This window comes from Thioalkalivibrio halophilus (assembly GCF_001995255.1).
Classification (GTDB): domain Bacteria; phylum Pseudomonadota; class Gammaproteobacteria; order Ectothiorhodospirales; family Ectothiorhodospiraceae; genus Thioalkalivibrio; species Thioalkalivibrio halophilus.
The window spans coordinates 1-18,102 of sequence record NZ_MUZR01000059.1 but is presented as its reverse complement, the minus strand read 5'-3'; the positions used below and the strand labels follow the sequence as shown (position 1 = coordinate 18,102).

Here is an 18,102-nt window from a genome sequence, read left to right as displayed (position 1 = left end):
AAACAGCCGGGACCCGACAAGTAACACAGTCCCATCAACAGCCGCGACCACGCCCAGGCCGCACCCAGGCTGGCAAGAAAAACCAGGATCCAGGCCACCAGCACCCATGGCCCGCCGGTCTCGACGCTTCCCACCAGGTTCTGCATGACCCAGTAGCTCAGTTCCGTAACGTAGACCATGGCCCGCAGGACGGGGTCCAGTAGATGACAGTTCCATCCGGGCGAAGTCGCCACCGTTTCCAGAACGCGTTCGTATGGCTCGCCGCGGTAGTACGTCTGCTCGGCAATGAAATCCAGAATCACCAGGAAAGGCGTCAGGATCACGACGTTCAGACGCACGGCCAGCACCCTCGAGAGTGGCTCGAGCCATTGGGGAAGAACCTCCGGCTCCAGCCACCGCCGGGCTCGTACGGCCAGAAACAGGAACACCGGGACGTTGATCGCAAGGAGGACCCATTGAGGGCTCGCCCAGCGATCAAGCTGGACCAGCAGCAGAATCGCGAGGAGAAATCCAACTCCGGCACTGACGAGGCGCATCAGCAACCCGGGCCGAACCCACCGGGCGAGGGCTCCGTCCTCTCGCAGATACTGCCGCGCCCAGGCCCGCCGGCGCGTCTTTCGGAACTCGAAGAGCCCGTGCCCGATCACGCCGGCCACCACGGCCATCGGCAGGATCGCCAGCCAGCACGGCAGGACCGGAAGGAGCTGAACGCTCCCCCCGAGCACGCCTGCAGCCGCCAGAAGCAGCAGCAGAGATCGCATCGTGTTCGGGCGTACCCCCGTCATCCCGCCGCTCCTGGCACCAGCGCCCTCCTCATGTTGCGGAGTAACCATCGTCCGTTATGCCCGGAACATGGACAAGGCCTGGCGGACGTACGGGCGCCGCGCCCGATCACCCGGTGAGCCGCGTAACGAGTAAACGTCAAAAACCGTCGCCTGCGTGTGCAAGGCTGGAGCTCCATTCGTCGAGGAGTCCAGGCCATGCCCGTCAGCAAACGCCGCCGCTCACGCAAGTCTTTCCGCTCCGCCCGCCGGGGGGAGTTGCCCGGCAACCTTGGAGGCATCCGGGCCCTCTGGGCCCTGCGTGTCCTGCGCCATGCCCTGACCATGGACCTGACCGGGACGCTCCTGCGTTCGCTGGATGACGACATGCTTCAGGCGCTGGGCGTGGACCACGACGGAGACGTCTGGGACGACACGGAACGGGTGGAGGCGGTCATCGAGCGGGCCGACGCCGTCGAACAGCAGGCCGGCCCGTTGCAGCGGGATCACCCAATCGCCCGCAACGTCCGTCTTTTCGGGGAGCCCCTGGGCCTTTCGGAATGCGAACGCGAGGTCCTGCAGATCCTGGCACTGAATGCCTCACATCATCCTTTCGCCTCGTTGCTTTCCAGCGTGCGCGACGCGGTGGACCTGACCGCGGAGGAAATCGTGGCGGTCGCCCTGGCCCGTTCGCTTCGTGAGGTCCGGGAAACCCTGTCGCCCCGCAACACGCTGGTGCGTTCCGGCCTCGTCGAAACCGAGGGTCGCGGCATGCTGATGTCGAACCAGCTCGGTTTCGACCTGCTCGGCGATCTGGCGTCGGAACTGGTCGGTCGGATGGAGTCGGCCGAGCCGGTCTTCAGCGCGTTTTTCCGCCCGATGCCCGAGCCGGAGGGGGATCAGATGGCCCTGGCCCACCTGGAGCAGCCGCTGGCACGGCTGCGGGCCTTGCTGGGCCAGGCCGCTTCGCAGAACGTTCCGGGGGTCAATATCCTGCTCTACGGGCCACCCGGCACCGGAAAGACGCAGCTCGTGCGGCGCCTCGCACAGGAGCTCGGGCTGGAAGGCCGCGAGGTCAATCACGAGACCCCCGATGGCACACCGATGGACGCGCCGCACCGGCAGCGGGCCTATCAGCTCTGCCAGTATCTCCTGAGGCGGGCTTCCCGCTCCCTTGTCGCCTTCGACGAGATCGAAGACGTGTTCGGGCAGGATCCGCTAGCCGCCCTGTTCGGCAACACCCGGCGGGGACCGCGTACCGGCGGCAAGGCCTGGACCAACCAGATGCTCGAGGATAACCCGGTCCCGGCGATCTGGATCACGAACCACCCGGAGCAACTGGATCCGGCCTATCTGCGGCGCTTCGATTTCACCCTGGAGGTCGGTCATCCTCCGCGCTCCGTCCGCCGCGCCCTGATGGCGCGCGCCTGCGAGGGGCTGGAGGTCAGTGACGAATGGCTGGACCACATGGCTGGCATCGAGGGCCTCACCCCGGCCGAGATCCAGCGCTCCGCGCGGGTCGCACGCCTGCTGGATCAGGCCGCCCATGGCGAATCGGCGGAATCCGTCATCACCGACCATCTGTCCGAGCAGGCCGAGCTCCAGGGGCGGCCCCCGCTTGCGATGCCCCGGGCGAACGCCGCGCTGGAATACGGTCTCGAGAACCTCAACACGGAAGGGGACGTGGATTCGGTCCTGGAGGATCTGGTCGTCGCGGGGTCCGGTTCCCTGCTGGCCCACGGTCCTCCGGGGACCGGCAAGACCGCGCTGGCCCATCACCTGGCACGGCGGGCGGACCGCCCCCTGCGCAAGCGGACCGGCTCCGAGCTCATCTCCCCCTACGTGGGCCAGACCGAGAAGAACCTCGCACGGGCCTTTCGCGAAGCACGTCGGGAGGGCGCGGTGTTGCTGCTGGACGAAGCCGACAGTTTCCTGACCGACCGTTCCGGCGCCCGCCACTCCTGGGAGACGACCCGCACCAACGAACTGCTGGTCCAGATCGAGGCGTTCAGCGGGATCCTGGTGTGCGCCACGAATTTCCTCCAAGCGCTGGATCCGGCCGCCCTGCGGCGGTTCGACCACAAACTGAACCTGCGTCCGCTGACCATGGAGCAGCGGGTACGGCTGTTCGAGCGACTGGTGGAACGGCTTCAACCGGTCGATGCCAGCGATGGCTGCGCCACGGAATCCGCCCGCGCAACCGTCCAAAGGCTCGATGACCTCACAGCCGGCGATTTCGCGACGGTCGTGCGAGGGCATACCCGCCGGCAGGGTACCGGCGAGCTGACCCAGGAGGCCCTGGCCGAGGCCCTGGCGGCGGAGCAGCGCCTCAAGCCGGGGGCCGGACGCCGCGCGGCGGGTTTCGCCTGAGCCCCCCTCGAACGGACCGGGCCTCACGGCCCGTGGATATGGAGAGAAAACATGGACGACATCTCGCGATCGAACCCGGATCGTTTGATCCAGCGCCTGAGGACCGAGCGCGATCAGCTCCTCACCCTGCTCAAGGCCTTGCCCGACATCTCGTTCGTGATCGACGAGGACGGGCTGTACGTTCGGGTCATCGGCGGGGCGAACGAAGCCATGTACGTGAGCGGCAAGGGACTGGAGGGGCACAGCGTCGCCGAAGCGCTGCCCCCGACCGTCGCCGAAGCATGTCTCGAGGCGATCCGAACCGCCCTGCGGACCGGCGACATGCAGACCCTGGAGTACCAGCTCCGCGTCGACGATGTGGCCGTTCTCACGCCCACGGCTCGTGAAGCCACGCAGGATGGGATCGAACAGTGTTTTGAAGACCGTGTCCTGCCCCTGCCCGGTTACGATCATCCCAAGCCCGTGGTCCTGTGGGTCGCGGTCAACATCACGCCGCGCAAACAGCTCGAGCAGTACTGGCGCCAGGCGGCAGAGACCGATCCGCTGACCGGGATCGCCAACCGCCGAGCTCTGTTCGAACGGGCCCACTCGGAAGTCGAGCGCGCCCGCCGCTACGGGCACCCGCTGTCGCTTCTCATCCTGGACATCGACCACTTCAAGAGCATCAACACCCGTTTCGGCCATGCGCGGGGGGATGAAGCACTGCGGTGCTTCACGCAGGCCTGCGCCGAATTGCTGCGCACCAGCGACCGTCTGGGGCGGATTGGAGGCGAAGAGTTCGTGATCCTGCTGCCGGACACCGACCTTTCCGGCGCGGCCAGCCTGGGGAAAAGAGTCGTGGCGCAAACCCGGTCCATTGCTGTCGCCGACACCTCCATCGCCCAAACCCTGACCGTTTCGGCGGGGACGGCTTCTGTGGACCACGGAGAGGGGTTCGAAGAGGCCCTGCGCCGCGCCGACGCTGCCCTTTCCAGAGCGAAGGCCCATGGCCGCAACCGTCTGGAAACGGACGACACCCCGGCCGGTCCGGATGAACCGGAGGCCCCCGCAGACTGAGAAACGGCATATGGCCCCCGAGAAGACCAAGACGCCCGATACGCAGGAACCGGGAGATGGGCTCACCCTGCACCCGGAGTTCGTCCGCATCGCGGACGGCTCGCGCGTGGTCCTGCTGCGGGAAAGCGAGTTCGTGCAGATGCTTGCGGCGCTTTACCAGTACGAAGCTCTGCGCGATTACCTGGGCGGCGATCCGTTGGAGGATACGCAGAACGAATGAGATCGGGGCGAGTCCTTTGGCGATCGCTACACGCAGCGCAGCGCCGTCATCGCCCGTCTGCCCATCCGGTTGGAAACCGGATGACATTGCGAGCCCCGGGTTTCAGGCTATGCAGTTACTCTGCGAATTTAAGGAAACACTGATCAATGTACACGCTCGCGTTGGCACCGGATCGCCCCAACCTCGTTCGATTCAGGCACATGTAAGGCCCACACAAGGCCCAGGCAGCATAACCAGCGATGGCCGGTACGGAACCGGGCAGTCCATGATCAACGCGACATGTGCCACAATAGCCAGAACGCCCTTCGAAATGGCTCAACAAATCCGACACTTACAGCATCCTTTGACACACCCGAAAGACGCTGTAGAATACGCGTCTCGGACACGACAGGCGCGTAGCTCAGTTGGTTAGAGCACCACCTTGACATGGTGGGGGTCGGTGGTTCGAGTCCACTCGCGCCTACCAGATTTGTGAAAGGCGAGCCCGACCTGGTCCGGCTCGCCTTTTTTTCGCCCGGAACCCGTACATCGGGTCGGGCTGCCGGAGATCGGGGCGGTCAGACATGGAGTCCAGGCTCAGGGCGTTGGTAACGGGGCTTGCGGTGCTGTTGCTGGCCTCCGGCTGTGCGTCGCTGGAACCGCGCGACGACCGCCCCGCGAATCCGCCCGCCGCACCGGCCGACAAAGGTCCCCTCGCCGAATGGATCACGCCCCGGGTGGACGCATCCCCGGGGGAATCCGGATTCCGTCTGCTGGATGATGGTGTCGAGGCCTTCCAGTGGCGGGCCTTCAGCGCGCGCAAGGCCGAGGATCGGCTGAGCATTCAGTACTACATCTGGCGCAACGATGCCGCCGGCCGGGCCCTTCTCGGCGAGCTGCTGCGCGCGGCCGACCGCGGGGTCAACGTCTCGGTACTGCTGGACGACATCGATGCCCGCGGCCGCGACGACATCCTCGCCGCCGTCGATCAGCACCCCAACATCGACATCCACCTGTTCAATCCCTTCCGCACCCGTCACGGGATGCTCGGCAAGGGACTGGAATTCCTGACCCGGGGCGTGCAGCTCAACCGGCGCATGCACAACAAGGCCTGGGTGGTCGACGGCCACCTGGCGATCATCGGCGGGCGCAACATCGGCGACGAGTACTTCGAGGCCAGCCCGGAATACAATTTCGCGGATCTGGACGTGGCGATCGTCGGGCCGATGGCCGCCGAGGTGGAGGCCTCGTTCCACGATTTCTGGAACAGTCAGGGTGCCATCGGCATCCAGCGCGTGGTCTCGCGCCTCCCGGATCCGCCCCGGCTGCAGGAACATCGCGAGGCCCTGCAGGAATGGCTGTCCACACAGAACGACCACCCGCTGCTGCAGAAGGCCCCGGCCGGGCGCCTGCCCCCGGGACATATCGACGATGACGAGGCCTATGTCTGGACCGCGGCGGCGGACTTCGTGGCGGACCCGCCCGCCAAGGCGCTGGACACCGCGGGTTTCGATCCCGAGCGGGATGGCGGGGTCACCCCGGCGCTGCGGGCCCGCTTTTCCGGGGTAAGCAACGAGCTGCGCATCATCACGCCCTATTTCGTCCCACAGCGGCGGGGCACCCGGGAACTGATCGAGATGGCGGAGCGTGGCGTTCGCGTCAGCGTGCTGACCAACTCGCTGGCCTCCAATGATGTGGTGTTCACCCACAGCGGATATTCACGCCGCCGACCGACCCTGCTGCAGGGCGGCGTGGAGCTGTACGAGCTGCGCCCCACCGCCCTGCCAAACGGCGAGGAACGGGCCAGGCGCTGGGGCCTGGGCTCGTCGCAGACCAGCCTGCACACCAAGGCGTTCGTGATGGACGGCCACGAGGCGTTCGTGGGCTCCTACAACCTCGATCCGCGTTCGGCCTACAGCAATACCGAATCCGGGGTGTTCCTGCGCGAACCGGCGCTGGTCGGCCAGGCCGTGGACCTGCACGAGCGGATTATCCAGCCCGAGTTCGCCTACCGGGTCGAGCTGGACGCCGAGGACAACCTGATCTGGAGCGACGACCAGGGCCGCACGTGGCGGCGCGATCCCAAGGCCGGCCACATGCGTCAGATCCTTTCGGATCTCACCATCCTGTTCCCGGTGGAGAGCCTGCTGTAATACCCGCGGGCAGCCCGCTCAGGAGGAACGCCGGCCGACGACCTGCACCACCGCGCCGCGACCGGTGTGGTAAACCCCTTCGATCACCTCGCGCTCCAGCTCGTGGGCGTAATCGAACTCGAGGCCATCGAGCTCCTCGCTGAGCGCGTTCAGGTCCATCATCAATTCTTCCACCGGCGGACCACCGGTGCCGTGCGCCAGCTGCGCCGGCGTGTACGCCTCGAGGATGAAAGTCCCGCCGGGGCGCAGCCCCTGTACGACATCGGCATGCACACGGCGACGGATCTCCGGTGGCACGTGACAGAAGATCGACACGATCACATCCCAGCTTTCCGGATCAATGCGGTAGTCAGCCAGATCGGCGACCTCGGTCCGGATACTCACCCCGCGCTCGGCCGCCAGCCGTTCGGCCTTGCGCAGGCCCACCAGAGAGCTGTCGACCGCGGTCACGTCGAAGCCCTGTTCGGCCAGATACACCGCGTTGCGGCCCTCGCCTTCGCCCAGGCACAGCGCGTCGCCCGGCGGCAGGGTCGCCACCGCTTCGCGCAGGAAGTCGTTCGGCTCGGTGCCGTAGGCGAATTCCTCCGTTGAATAGCGTTCATCCCACATCATCCACTCCTTGCATGTTCCGGGCTCCATTGCCGGGCGCGCGGGTTTGGCCTACTCTTGGCGCGCCCTGCAGTCACCCGATTGCTTCTTCATACGTTCGTTTTCACGACCAGGCCACCATGACCGAGACCGTAACCCTGCGCGGCCGCCTGACGGCCCTGATCGAAGCCAATTACACCCAGCGCTTCATCATCGGACTGATCCTGCTGAACGCCCTGACCCTGGGACTGGAGACCTCGCACACGGTCATGCAGGCAATCGGCCCCGTGATCAACAGCGCCGACGTGATCATCCTGTCGATCTTCACCGTCGAGGTCCTGACCAAGATGTTCGTCTATCGTCTGGGCTTCTGGCGCAACCCGTGGAACGTGTTCGATTTCTTCGTCGTTGGCATCGCGCTGATCCCGGCTACCGGTCCGTTCTCGGTGCTGCGCGTGCTGCGTCTGCTGCGCCTGGTCTCGCTGGTGCCCAAGCTGCGGTTCATTGTGGAGGCGCTGCTGCGCGCGATCCCGGGGATCATCTCCATCATCGGTCTGTTGCTGCTGATCTTCTACGTGTTCGCGATCATCGCCACCGGGCTGTTCCGCGAAACGCATCCCGAGATGTTCGGCAGTCTCGGCGCGACCATGTACAGCCTGTTCCAGGTGATGACGCTGGAGGGCTGGTCGGAAGACGTGGCCCGCCCCGTCATGGAGGAGCATCCCTGGGCATGGGCGTTCTTCGTACCGTTCATCCTGATCGCCACGTTCACCGTGCTCAACCTGTTCATCGCCATCATCGTGGACGCGATGCAGCGCATGCACGATCGCGCGGTGGAAGTGGAAAAGCAGATAATCCACGACAGCGTCCATGAGGAAAACAAGGCGCTGCACGGCGAGCTGCAGGCCCTGCACGAGGAGACCACCGCACTGCAGGAACGCCTGTCCCGGATGCAGAACCTGCTGGAACAGCGATCGCGCGAAGGACGCTAGCCCAGCTCCCCGACCTCCGGGAGCGGCACGCATTCGGCGCGGATGCGGGCCGCGAACGCCTCCGATATGCGGTGCGCATCCACCACATCCACCGGAAACGGCAGGTCCGACTCGGCGAGGTCGGCCTCCAGCTCCCCGAGGATCGCGAAATCCAGGGCCTCGCCGGCATCCACCAGCAGGTCCAGATCCGAAGCGGGCGCGCTGCACCCGGTGGCGCGCGAGCCGAACAGCCACACCCGCGTCCCCGCGGGCAGGTGCCGCCTCACGAGACGCTCCACCACCTCCCGCTGAGCGGGCGTCAGGTCAACCACCCGGTTGCTCCAGCTTCTCGATCAGGGCCTGCACGGCGGGCAGAAAGCTTCGCGCAATCTCGTACACCTCCTCCGCCACGGCTTCGTTATACGTGTGGGAGGTCATGTTGCGGGCCCTGTGAAAGGCAAACCACTGCGCGGGATCCTCGATCAGCTGCCGCGTCGCCGCCAGACGAAACAACTCCCGACGACTGAGCGGCATCACCACCTCGCGGCCCTCATCCTCGACCAGGCGCCGCTGCAGCAGCTTCCACGCCAGCTCGAAGCTGTATTCGAAGCGCTGGATGGTCGCGTCGCGCATGAACTCGTCCTTCGGCTGCGCCAGCGCCCGCTCCAGCGAGGCGGCCGCGTCGCGCAGCGGGGTCACCAGCAGGCCGTCACTCATGCGCTGCCTCCTTCCGTGGGCTCGGGCTCGGGCTCGGCCAGCAGATCCTCGCCCTCCAGCAGTCGGGCCAGTTCCTCCGGGCCCAGCACCGGGACGCCCAGCGATTCGGCCTTTGCGACCTTGGAGCCGGGGTCGGCGCCCGCGATGACCGCGCTGGTCTTCCTGGACACCGAGCCGGTGATCTTCGCGCCCAGCGCCTCCAGACGGCCACGGGCCTCGTCGCGGCTCATCTCCTCAAGCGTGCCGGTCAGCACGAACGTGCGGCCCGCCAGCGGGGCCTGCGCGGCCTCGTCCACGGCGTCACCGGGGGAGGCCGGCGCCGGCTCCGGTACCGGCCAGTGCACCCCGGCCGCACGCAGGGCTTCGACCACCTCGCGGTTATGCGGCTCGGCGAAGAAATGCACGATGTGTTCGGCCACCACGGGGCCCACGTCCGGGATCGACTGCAGGGTCTCGGCATCCGCCGCCATCAGGGCATCCAGGTCACGGAAATGCGCGGCCAGGGCCTGCGCGGTGACTTCGCCGACCTCGCGGATGCCGAGGGCGAAGATGAAACGCGCCAGCGTGGTCTCGCGCGCGGTCTCCAGCGCGCGCACCAGGTTGTCGGCCAGTTTCGGCCCCACCCGTTCCAGCTGCTGCAGGGTCTCCGTGTCCAGCGCGAACAGCTCCGCCGGGGTGCGTACCCGGCCGTTGTCGACCAGCTGCTCGATCAGCTTCTCGCCGAAGCCCTCGATGTCCATGGCGCGGCGCGACACGAAGTGCTTGAGCGCCTCGCGCCGCTGCGCCGGGCAGACCAGCCCGCCGGTGCAGCGCGCCACCACCTCGCCCTCTGGCCGCTCAACATGCGAGCCGCATTCGGGGCAGGCGGCCGGAAGCTCGATCGGGCGGGTCTCCGCCGGCCGCTCGCCCCCGGCGCGACCGACCACCTCGGGGATCACGTCGCCGGCGCGGCGCACGATCACGCGGTCGCCGACGCGGATATCCTTGCGCTCCACCTCGTCCATGTTGTGCAGCCCGGCGTTGGAGACCATCACGCCGCCCACCAGCACCGGCTCCAGCCGCGCCACCGGCGTCAGGGCCCCCGTGCGCCCCACGTTAAACTCGACATCGCGCAGCGTGGTGGTGCGTTCCTCGGCCGGAAACTTGTGCGCGATCGCCCAGCGCGGGGCCCGCGACACGAACCCCAGCACCTGCTGGTCGGCCAGATCGTCCACCTTGTACACGATGCCGTCGATCTCGTAATCCAGATCGCGCCGGCGCGCGGCCAGCTCCTCGTAGTAGCCCAGGCAGCCCGCCACCCCGGTCACCACGCGGCGTTCGGGACACACCGGCAGGCCGAGATCGCGCAGGGCGTCCAGCACCGCCGACTGCCGCCCCGGCAGTGCCCCGCCCTCGACATGCCCCACGGAATAGGCAAAGAAACTCAGCGGCCGCCGGGCCGTCACCTTCGGGTCCAGCTGGCGCAGGCTGCCCGCGGCGGCGTTGCGCGGGTTCATGAAACCGCGCTGCCCCTCGGCCTCCAGGCCCTCGTTGAGGCGCAGGAAATCGGCCCGGCGCATGAACACCTCGCCGCGCACCTCCAGCACGGCCGGGATCGTGCCTCCCACGCCCGGCGCCCCGGCCGGATCCAGGCGCAGCGGCACCGGGCGCACGGTGCGCATATTGGCCGTCACGTCCTCGCCGGTCTCGCCGTCGCCGCGGGTGGCGGCGCGCACCAGTACCCCGTCCTCGAACAGCAGCGAAATCGCCAGCCCGTCCAGCTTGGGCTCGGCCATGTAGGTGACGGCCTGTTCGGCGCGTGCCGGATCACCGGTCTCGCGCGCCAGACGTTCGCGTACCCGCCGGTCGAAGTCGTGGATCTCCTCCGCCTCGAAACCGTTGGCCAGCGACAGCATCGGCAGGCGGTGGCGCACCGTCGCGAAGCCCTCGGCCGGCTGCGCGCCCACGCGCTGGGTCGGCGAGTCCGGGGTGATCCATTCGGGGTGCGCGGCCTCCAGCGCCTCGAGCTCGCGCAGGAGCTCGTCGTATTCGGTATCCGAGATCTCGGGGTCGTCGTGGACGTAGTAGCGCCGGTTGTGGTGTTCGATCTGTCGGCGCAGCGCCTCCAGGCGCTCGCGGTCGGCGCTCATTGCGTCCTCCCGCGACGGAGGATGTCGGGCCGGTTGCGCAGCAGCCACTGGTTCAGGTCCTCGCGCATGTGCGCCAGGGTCTGGTTCGTCGCCGTCGACTGCTGTGCGTCCAGGATGGTGCCCCCGAGGTCGCGTGCCAGCGCGTGCGCGTTCTCCAGCAGTGCCTCGAACGCACGCTGCGGATGGGCACTGTAGTGCACCTGGGTGAACAGGGTGACGCCGGGGGTCATCATGTCCGCCAGGTCCTCGTCACGCAGGGTGCCCGGCGCCACCATGTTGGCCACCGAAAACAGCGGCTGCCGTTTGTCGCTGGCGGGTTCATGGTAGTGGTAGATGTCCATCGCCCCGGGCTTGAGGCCGGCGCGCTCCAGCGCGGCGCCCAGCGCCACCCCGGTGAACGGCTTGTTCCGGGGCGCGACCACGTGCAGCAGGAGAATCTTCTCCTGCAGCGACGCCGACGCGGCGCGCGGGTTCTCGCCCGCCTTCCACGGATCGGACACGTATTCGCCCAGCGATTCCGGATCCGGCCGGTCCGGCTCCTCGATCAGATCCGGATCCACCTCGTGGTCCGGGTCCAGGCGTTCGCCCACCGGGCCACGCGACTTGCGTCCGGGTCCCGGCATGCGTGCGCGCACGGCATCCAGACCCTGGCGACCGACGGCAATCAGGCGTTCCCCGGGCGACGGCTTCGCGCTCCGGCGACGCTGGCGCCCCGGAGCCGCACGGCGCCCGGACTCGGGTTCGGGCTCGGGTTCGGGCACCGCCCGCAGGTCGCCGCCGTAGTCGGTCTCGAACCCGCGCGGGCCGGACGCACCATGGTCGGCGGCCCCGGCCCCGGCTCCGGCGCCGGGCTCTTCGTCCTCCAGCACGCCGTAGATGTCGTTGACGGGTTCCTGCGCGGAGGCCGAGCCGCGCGGCGCGGCCTCGAACGGATCATCCGGATCGGGCTCCGCATCCGGGCCCGGTGAGGTCACGCCGAGATGCGGCTCGCGCCGTCCGCCGGTCACCCGGGGGCCCTCGTCCAGCGGATCGGGCGCGCCGGCACGGATATGCACCGCATCATCGGCCCAGTCGCCGGCGTCATCGGCCTCGTCACGCTCGCGCGCACGCGTGCGCATGCGGTGCGTGATCCAGATCCCCGCGATCAGGACGATTCCCAGCAGCAGCAGACTCAACCGCATCCAGTCCACGAAAATTCCTCGCTCGTTGCGCGCCGGCGCCGTCAGGCCCCGGCCATTTCCACGGCCTCGTCGACGTCCACACTGACCAGACGCGACACGCCCGGTTCGTGCATGGTAACGCCGATCAGCTGTTCCGCCATGGACATGGTCGACTTGTTGTGGGTGATAAAGATGAACTGGATCCGCTCCGACATCTCCCTCAGAAGCTCGCCGAAACGCCCCACGTTGGCCTCGTCCAGCGGCGCATCCACCTCGTCCAGCATGCAGAAGGGTGCCGGATTCAGCTCGAAGATGGCGAATACCAGGGCCGAAGCCGTGAGCGCCTTCTCACCCCCGGACATCAGATGGATGGTGGACAGGCGCTTGCCCGGCGGACGCGCCATGATCGCCACGCCGGTATCCAGCAGGTCGTCGCCGGTCATCTCCAGGCGCGCCTCGCCGCCGCCGAACAGGCGCTGGAACTTCTCCCCCAGCCCGGCGTTGACCTTGTCGAAGGTCTCGCGGAACAGCGTGCGGGTCTCGCGGTCGATGCGCTGCATCGCCGCCTCCAGGGTCTCCAGCGCCTCGATCAGATCGGCGTGCTGTTCCTCCAGATAGCGCTGGCGTTCTTCCAGCTCGCGGGCCTCGTCGATCGCCGCCAGATTGATCGGCCCGAGCTTCTCGATCGCCCGGTCCAGCTCGGCGATCGCCCGGTCCCAGGCCTCCACGCCGGCGTCTTCCGGCAACTCGGCCGCCAGCTCGCGCGCGTCGAATCCGGATTCCTGCAGCTGTTCGCGCAGCTGTTCCAGCTGCGTGGCCCGTGAACGCTGGTCCAGTCGGTATTCCTCGCAGGTGGAACGCTGCTGCTCCACCCGCTGTTCCAGTTCCGTCAGCTCGCCGGCCACCTCGCGCAGGGCATGATCGCACTCGTCCAGCTGGCCGCGCGCGGCGGTCAGCGCGCTCTCGGCGGCCTGACGCGCCTCGGCCGCCGCCTGCAGGTCCTTCTTCCACTGTTCCAGCGGGGCACGCCGGCCCTCCAGACCCTCGCGCAGGCGTCCCTGACGCTCGCGATCCTCGCTCAGCTGGCGTTCCAGGCGTTCCCGCTCGCTCTGTTCGCGCTCCAGCCGATGGCGCGCCTCCTGCTCGGCCAGGCGTGCCTTGCCCGCGGCATCGCGTGCCGAACGGGCCTGCTCGCGTGCCTGCTGACGGGCCTCGCGGGTCGCGGCCACCCGGGCCTCCACGGCTTCGCGATCGGCCTCCAGACCCTCCAGACGCTCGAGTGCCCGATTGCGTTCGGCCTCGGCCTCGTCGAACTGGGTACGTACGCGTTCGTCCTCCTCGGCAACTTCTTCCAGCTCGCGGTCGATGCGCGCCTGCTGCTGTTCCAGTTGGCGCGCCTGATCGTGCAGCCGCTGCACGCGGTTCTCGCCCTCCTGCACCTGCTTGCGCTGTTCCGCGATCCGCGCGTCCACCGCGTCGCGGGCCTCGCGCGCCTCGCCGATGCGCTCCCTGCGCCCCGCCAGTGAAGCCTCCAGCGCCCGGCCGCGCTCCTGCAGGGCATCGCGCTGCTGCTCCAGCTCGCGTGCCAGACGCACCCGCGCGACCGCCCCGCTGACTTCGGCTTCCAGCGTGCCATGGGCCAGCCAGCCCGGGCCCAGCCAGGTCCCGCCGGGGGTGATCACGCTCTCGCCCGGGCCACAGTCCCGGGCCCGCTCGCGCGCCGCCTGCGCATCGGCGGCGCAGTAGATGCCGGCCAGCCAGCGCCGCACGGCTGCCGGACCGCGCACCCGCGCGGCCAGGCTGTCGTCGGGTACCGGCTCGGCGGACGCCGTGCCATCCAGGCGGCGCAGCGGCGCCTCGGGCAGATCGGCCAGGGCCGCGGCCTCCAGCCCCAGGGGATCGCCGGCACCTTCGGGCACCTCGGCTTCCAGCCAGCTCCCCAGCACCGCCTCCACCGCGGTATCCCAGCCGTCCTCGACCTCCAGCGCCTGGACCAGCGGGCGGCCGGCGTCGATACCGTGGCGCCGGGCCCATTCCTCGCGCCGCTTGCGAGTCGCCTCGGGATCGGCCTCGCCACCGAAGGATTCCAGCCCGGCCAGGCGCCCGGCCACCTCGCGGTGCTCGCGCTCCACGGCATGGGCCTGTTCCTGTTCCTCCGCCTGCTCCGCCTCCAGACGTTCCAGCTCGGCGCGCGCCTCGGCACTGCGCGCCTGCTCCGCCTCCAGGGCCTCACGCAGCCCGGCGAGCTCGCCCTCCACGCGCTCGGCCTCCTCGCCCGGATGGGTCTGCGGCAGTGCGGCCTTTTCGGACTCCAGCTTCTCGCGCCGGCGCGCGAGGCGCTGGCGGGTCTGTTCGGCGCTGTCCATGCGCGAACGGGCCACCTGCGCGGCCTGACGCGGTTCGGCCAGATTGCGCTCCCATTCCTGCTGGGCCTCGCGCGCCGCCTGGTCCGCCTGTTCGGCCTCCTCGGCGGCGGCCTCCAGGCGCTGCTGTTCGCGTTCCGCATTCTCCAGCGCTTCGCGCAGGCGCTCGCATTCGCGCTCCGCCTCGCGGATGCGCCCGGCCACCGCATCCTGCTGCTCGCCCGCCGTGCGGATGCGCGTGTCCAGGTCCTCCAGTTCGCGCGTCTCGCGCTCCAGTTCGGCCTCGGCATGGCGAATCGACTGCTCCAGGCGCGAGACCTCGGCGGCGCGATCGTAGTACGCGCTCTGTGCCTCGGACACTGCCGCCTCGCGCTCCACGCGCTGCTGACGCAGGGTCTCGGAGCGGGTGCGCGCATTCTGCGCCTCGGCCTGCAGCCGGGCGAGTTCGGTCTCGGCGGCGGACAGCTCGGCGCGGCGGCTTTCCAGCGCGGCCTCTTCCGCCTGCAGCCGCAGCAGGATCGCCTCGGCCCGCTTGCGCCGGCGATCCGCGGCCAGCTGCTGGTAGCGCTCCGCGGTCGCCGCCTGTCGGTTCAGCCGCTCCGCCTGCTTGCCCACCTCCTCGCGCAGGTCGTCCAGGCGCTCCAGGTTTTCGCGCGTGTGGCGCACGCGGTTCTCGGTCTCGCGCCGGCGTTCCTTGTATTTGGAGATTCCGGCCGCCTCTTCCAGATAGGTGCGCAGGTCCTCCGGACGCGCCTCGATCAGCCGCGCGATCATGCCCTGCTCGATGATGGCGTAGCTGCGCGGCCCCAGGCCGGTGCCCAGGAACAGATCCACGATGTCGCGCTTGCGCGCGCGATGGCCGTTCAGGTAGTACTTCGACTGCCCGTCGCGGGTGAGCGCGCGCTTGACCGCGATCTCGGTGTAGGCGCTGTATTCGCCGCCCAGTCGCCCTTCGGAGTTGTCGAACACCAGTTCGATGCTGGCCTGCCCCACGGGCTTGCGGCTGGAGGATCCGTTGAAGATCACGTCCTCGCCGGAATCCCCGCGCAGATGCTTGGCCGAGGATTCGCCCATCACCCAGCGCACGGCGTCGATGGTGTTCGACTTGCCGCAGCCGTTGGGCCCCACCACGCCTACCCGGTTGCCGGGCAGCACCAGGGTGGTGGGGTCCACGAAGGACTTGAAGCCGGCCAGCTTGATTCGGGCAAGGCGCACGTCGGTATCCTGGGTGTTCCGCAGCCTGGGGTGTACGGGCGTAGAATGGTACACGCTTACAGGTCGAACGTGACCCCGACGGGAACTCGCGCGCGACCCGCTTCTCCAACCGCGCACGCAAAAACAGCCGAAACACGAGAACGCATTCATGCCCAGCCAGCCGAGCAAGACCCTGGACACCTTCGACAACCCCTCCCCGGACAACAACTTCGCGATCTACATCCGGATCCCGGAGTTCACCTGCCTGTGCCCGGCGACGGGGCAGCCGGACTTCGCCGAGCTGCATCTGCAGTACGTGGCGGACCAGCGCTGCGTGGAACTGAAATCGCTGAAGAACTACATGTGGTCGTTCCGCAACGAAGGGGCGTTCCACGAGGCCGTGACCAACCAGATCCTCAACGACCTGGTGGCCGCGACCGATCCGCGGTTCATGCGCCTGACCGCAAATTTCTACGTGCGCGGCGGGATCTACACCACGGTGGTCGCGGAACACCGTCAGGAGGGCTGGACCCCGCCGGAGAGCGTGACCCTGCCGCCGCCGACGCGCAGCCCGCAGGGCACCGAATACTGACATCGCCGTGCATCCGCCCCGGGCCATAGGACTGGACGTCGGCACCTCGGGGGTGCGCGGCGTGCTGCTGGACCCCGACGGAGGGCGCCGCGCCACCGCCAGCCGCGCGCTGGCACCCGCCGGTATCCGGCATGACGGGCCACTGCACGAACAGGAGCCGGAGCACTGGTGGGATGCGCTGCAGGGGGTGCTGGCAGAGCTGACCGACGGCCTGGAGGGTGAACCCGCCGCCATCGCCGTGGACGGCACCTCGGGCACCCTGCTCTGTACCGACGAACAGGGCCACCCGCTCCACCCGGCGCTGATGTACGACGACCGCCGGGCGGCCCCGGCAGTGCCCCGCCTGGCGCGCCTGGCCCCGCCCGAGGCCGCGGTCCACTCGGCCTCCAGTTCCGCCGCCAAGCTCCTGTGGCTGCGCGGCGAGCACGGGCTCGACGGCGTGCGCCGCGTGCTGCACCCCGCCGACTGGCTGGCCGGCCGCCTGCGCGGGCGCTACGACCGCATGGACGAGAACAATGCCCTCAAGCTGGGCTACGACGTGGTCCGGCGCCGCTGGCCGGAATGGCTGCTCCGCGAGCTCGGCACCCATGCCGGCCTGTTGCCCGAGGTGGTGCCGGCGGGCACCCCGCTGGGCCCCGTGGACCCGGACCTGGCCGCAAACCTCGGCCTGAGTCCGGCCTCGCAGGTGGTCGCGGGCACCACCGACTCGATCGCCGGTTTCCTCGCCGCCGGGGTCGCGGATACCGCCACGGGTGTCACCAGCCTGGGCTCGACGCTGGCACTCAAGCAGCTCTCTCCGCGGCCATTGTTCGCCCCGCAACTGGGGGTGTACAGCCACCGCCTCGGGGATCGCTGGCTGGCCGGCGGCGCGTCGCACAGCGGCGGGGCCGTGCTGCAGCAGTTCTTCGACAATGCAGACCTGGAGCGGCTGGGTGCGGCGCTGGATCCGGAACACGACAGCGGCCTGGACTATCTCCCGCTGCCCGGCCCCGGCGAACGCTTCCCCGTCAACGATCCGGATCTGCCGCCCCGCATGGAACCCCGCCCGACGGACGATGCGCGTTTTCTGCAGGGGCTGTTCGAAGGGATCGCGCGCATCGAACGCGATGGCTATGCTCGGCTGCGGGAACTCGGCGCGCCCGAGCTGCAGCGCGTGGTGACCCTCGGCGGTGGCGCGCGCAGCCCCGCCTGGAGCCGCATCCGGGCGCGCATCCTCGGGGTCGAGGTGAGCACGGCAGCGGTCGACGAGGCCGCGGTCGGTACTGCCCGTCTTGCGCGGGGCACCGCGCTCGCGGCGCTGCAGGAACCGAACCCGGCCTGAACCGGAGACGGGCCCGGTTTTACGCCCGGGTCAGGTCAGCACGCCGCGCAGGCGCTCCACCGCCTCGCGCAGCCGGGCCTCGCTCTGGGTATAGGCGATGCGCAGATGGCGCGCGCCATCGGATGGACTGAAATCGGTCCCCGGCGTCAGCGCCACGCCCGCCTCGTCGAGGATGCGGGCGCACAGGGCCTCGGAATCCGCGCCGTGGGCACTGCAGTCGGCATAGATGTAGAACGCCCCTTCGGGACGTGCGCGCACCTCCAGGCCGAGTTCCGGCAGGGCCTGCAGCAGGAAGTCGCGGCGGCTTTCGAGTTCGCGCACCCGCTGCTGCAGCTCCGCTTCGGTGTCCGGCTCGAAGGCGAACATCGCCGCCGCCTGGGCCACGCTGGAGGGCGCCACGAAAAGGTTCTGCGCCAGGCGGCGGACCGGATCGACCCACGACGGCGGCACCACCATCCAGCCCAGGCGCCAGCCGGTCATGGCGAAATACTTGGAGAAGCTGTTGATCACCACCACGTTCGGGTGCAG

15 protein-coding genes and 1 tRNA gene are annotated in these 18,102 nt (G+C 68.9%); 8 read left to right on the top strand and 8 right to left on the bottom strand.

The window, feature by feature from the left end:
- Window positions 1–785, bottom strand: a 785-nt coding sequence (locus B1A74_RS12540; protein WP_077244817.1) for a hypothetical protein, incomplete at its 3' end; no start/stop codon positions are given.
- A gap of 195 nt (window positions 786–980) precedes the next feature.
- On the opposite strand from B1A74_RS12540, the gene B1A74_RS12535 reads away from it, so the two are divergent.
- The 5 genes from B1A74_RS12535 to B1A74_RS12515 all read left to right on the top strand — a co-directional run bounded on the left by B1A74_RS12535 (window position 981) and on the right by B1A74_RS12515 (window position 6,539).
- On the top strand, window positions 981–3,131 hold the full coding sequence (locus tag B1A74_RS12535; RefSeq protein ID WP_077244816.1) for an AAA family ATPase: 2,151 nt from the start codon (window positions 981–983) through the stop codon (window positions 3,129–3,131).
- Between the two features lie 51 nt (window positions 3,132–3,182).
- Window positions 3,183–4,187 carry a sensor domain-containing diguanylate cyclase gene (locus tag B1A74_RS12530; RefSeq protein WP_077244815.1) on the top strand — a complete coding sequence of 335 codons (1,005 nt, stop codon included), beginning with the start codon at window positions 3,183–3,185 and terminating at the stop codon, window positions 4,185–4,187.
- A 10-nt stretch (window positions 4,188–4,197) separates the two neighbouring features.
- Window positions 4,198–4,407: a hypothetical protein gene (locus B1A74_RS12525; RefSeq protein ID WP_018945679.1), complete on the top strand. Its 210-nt coding sequence runs from the start codon at window positions 4,198–4,200 to the stop codon at window positions 4,405–4,407.
- A gap of 389 nt (window positions 4,408–4,796) precedes the next feature.
- A tRNA-Val gene (locus B1A74_RS12520) sits at window positions 4,797–4,873 on the top strand.
- A 97-nt stretch (window positions 4,874–4,970) separates the two neighbouring features.
- Window positions 4,971–6,539 carry a phospholipase D family protein gene (locus B1A74_RS12515; protein ID WP_167769421.1) on the top strand — a complete coding sequence of 523 codons (1,569 nt, stop codon included), beginning with the start codon at window positions 4,971–4,973 and terminating at the stop codon, window positions 6,537–6,539.
- Window positions 6,540–6,557: 18 nt separating this feature from the next.
- Here B1A74_RS12515 and B1A74_RS12510 read toward each other — a convergent pair whose 3' ends face one another.
- Window positions 6,558–7,148, bottom strand: coding sequence for an SAM-dependent methyltransferase (locus B1A74_RS12510; protein WP_077244813.1), 591 nt, complete (start codon window positions 7,146–7,148; stop codon window positions 6,558–6,560).
- Between the two features lie 119 nt (window positions 7,149–7,267).
- Here B1A74_RS12510 and B1A74_RS12505 point away from each other — a divergent pair, with 119 nt between their 5' ends.
- Window positions 7,268–8,119: an ion transporter gene (locus tag B1A74_RS12505; RefSeq protein WP_077244812.1), complete on the top strand. Its 852-nt coding sequence runs from the start codon at window positions 7,268–7,270 to the stop codon at window positions 8,117–8,119.
- Here the strand turns inward: B1A74_RS12505 and B1A74_RS12500 are convergent.
- The 5 genes from B1A74_RS12500 to smc are packed head-to-tail and all read right to left on the bottom strand — an operon-like array spanning window position 8,116 to window position 15,682.
- On the bottom strand, window positions 8,116–8,430 hold the full coding sequence (locus tag B1A74_RS12500) for a nucleotidyltransferase family protein (protein ID WP_018945675.1): 315 nt from the start codon (window positions 8,428–8,430) through the stop codon (window positions 8,116–8,118). The genes B1A74_RS12505 and B1A74_RS12500 overlap by 4 nt on opposite strands.
- A complete protein-coding gene (locus B1A74_RS12495; protein WP_077244811.1) occupies window positions 8,423–8,815 on the bottom strand; it encodes a nucleotidyltransferase substrate binding protein in 393 nt (130 codons plus the stop codon). The genes B1A74_RS12500 and B1A74_RS12495 overlap by 8 nt, the downstream gene beginning before the upstream one ends.
- Complete coding sequence (ligA, locus tag B1A74_RS12490) at window positions 8,812–10,944, bottom strand: NAD-dependent DNA ligase LigA (protein WP_077244810.1); 2,133 nt, start codon at window positions 10,942–10,944, stop codon at window positions 8,812–8,814. The genes B1A74_RS12495 and ligA overlap by 4 nt, the downstream gene beginning before the upstream one ends.
- On the bottom strand, window positions 10,941–12,134 hold the full coding sequence (zipA, locus tag B1A74_RS12485; RefSeq protein ID WP_077244809.1) for a cell division protein ZipA: 1,194 nt from the start codon (window positions 12,132–12,134) through the stop codon (window positions 10,941–10,943). The genes ligA and zipA overlap by 4 nt, the downstream gene beginning before the upstream one ends.
- A 32-nt stretch (window positions 12,135–12,166) precedes the next feature.
- Entirely contained in the window at window positions 12,167–15,682 is a 3,516-nt protein-coding gene (smc, locus tag B1A74_RS12480; RefSeq protein WP_077244808.1) for a chromosome segregation protein SMC, read from the bottom strand.
- A 148-nt stretch (window positions 15,683–15,830) separates the two neighbouring features.
- Between smc and queF the strand changes: the two genes are divergently transcribed.
- Window positions 15,831–16,253, top strand: coding sequence for a preQ(1) synthase (gene queF / locus B1A74_RS12475; RefSeq protein WP_018870388.1), 423 nt, complete (start codon window positions 15,831–15,833; stop codon window positions 16,251–16,253).
- 7 nt (window positions 16,254–16,260) lie between these two features.
- The gene (locus B1A74_RS12470; protein ID WP_077244807.1) at window positions 16,261–17,574 is read left to right on the top strand and encodes an FGGY-family carbohydrate kinase; all 1,314 of its coding nucleotides are present in this window, start codon (window positions 16,261–16,263) and stop codon (window positions 17,572–17,574) included.
- A gap of 30 nt (window positions 17,575–17,604) precedes the next feature.
- Here B1A74_RS12470 and B1A74_RS12465 read toward each other — a convergent pair.
- Window positions 17,605–18,102 (bottom strand): aminotransferase class I/II-fold pyridoxal phosphate-dependent enzyme (locus B1A74_RS12465; RefSeq protein ID WP_143592262.1); only part of this gene is annotated, 498 nt, incomplete at its 5' end.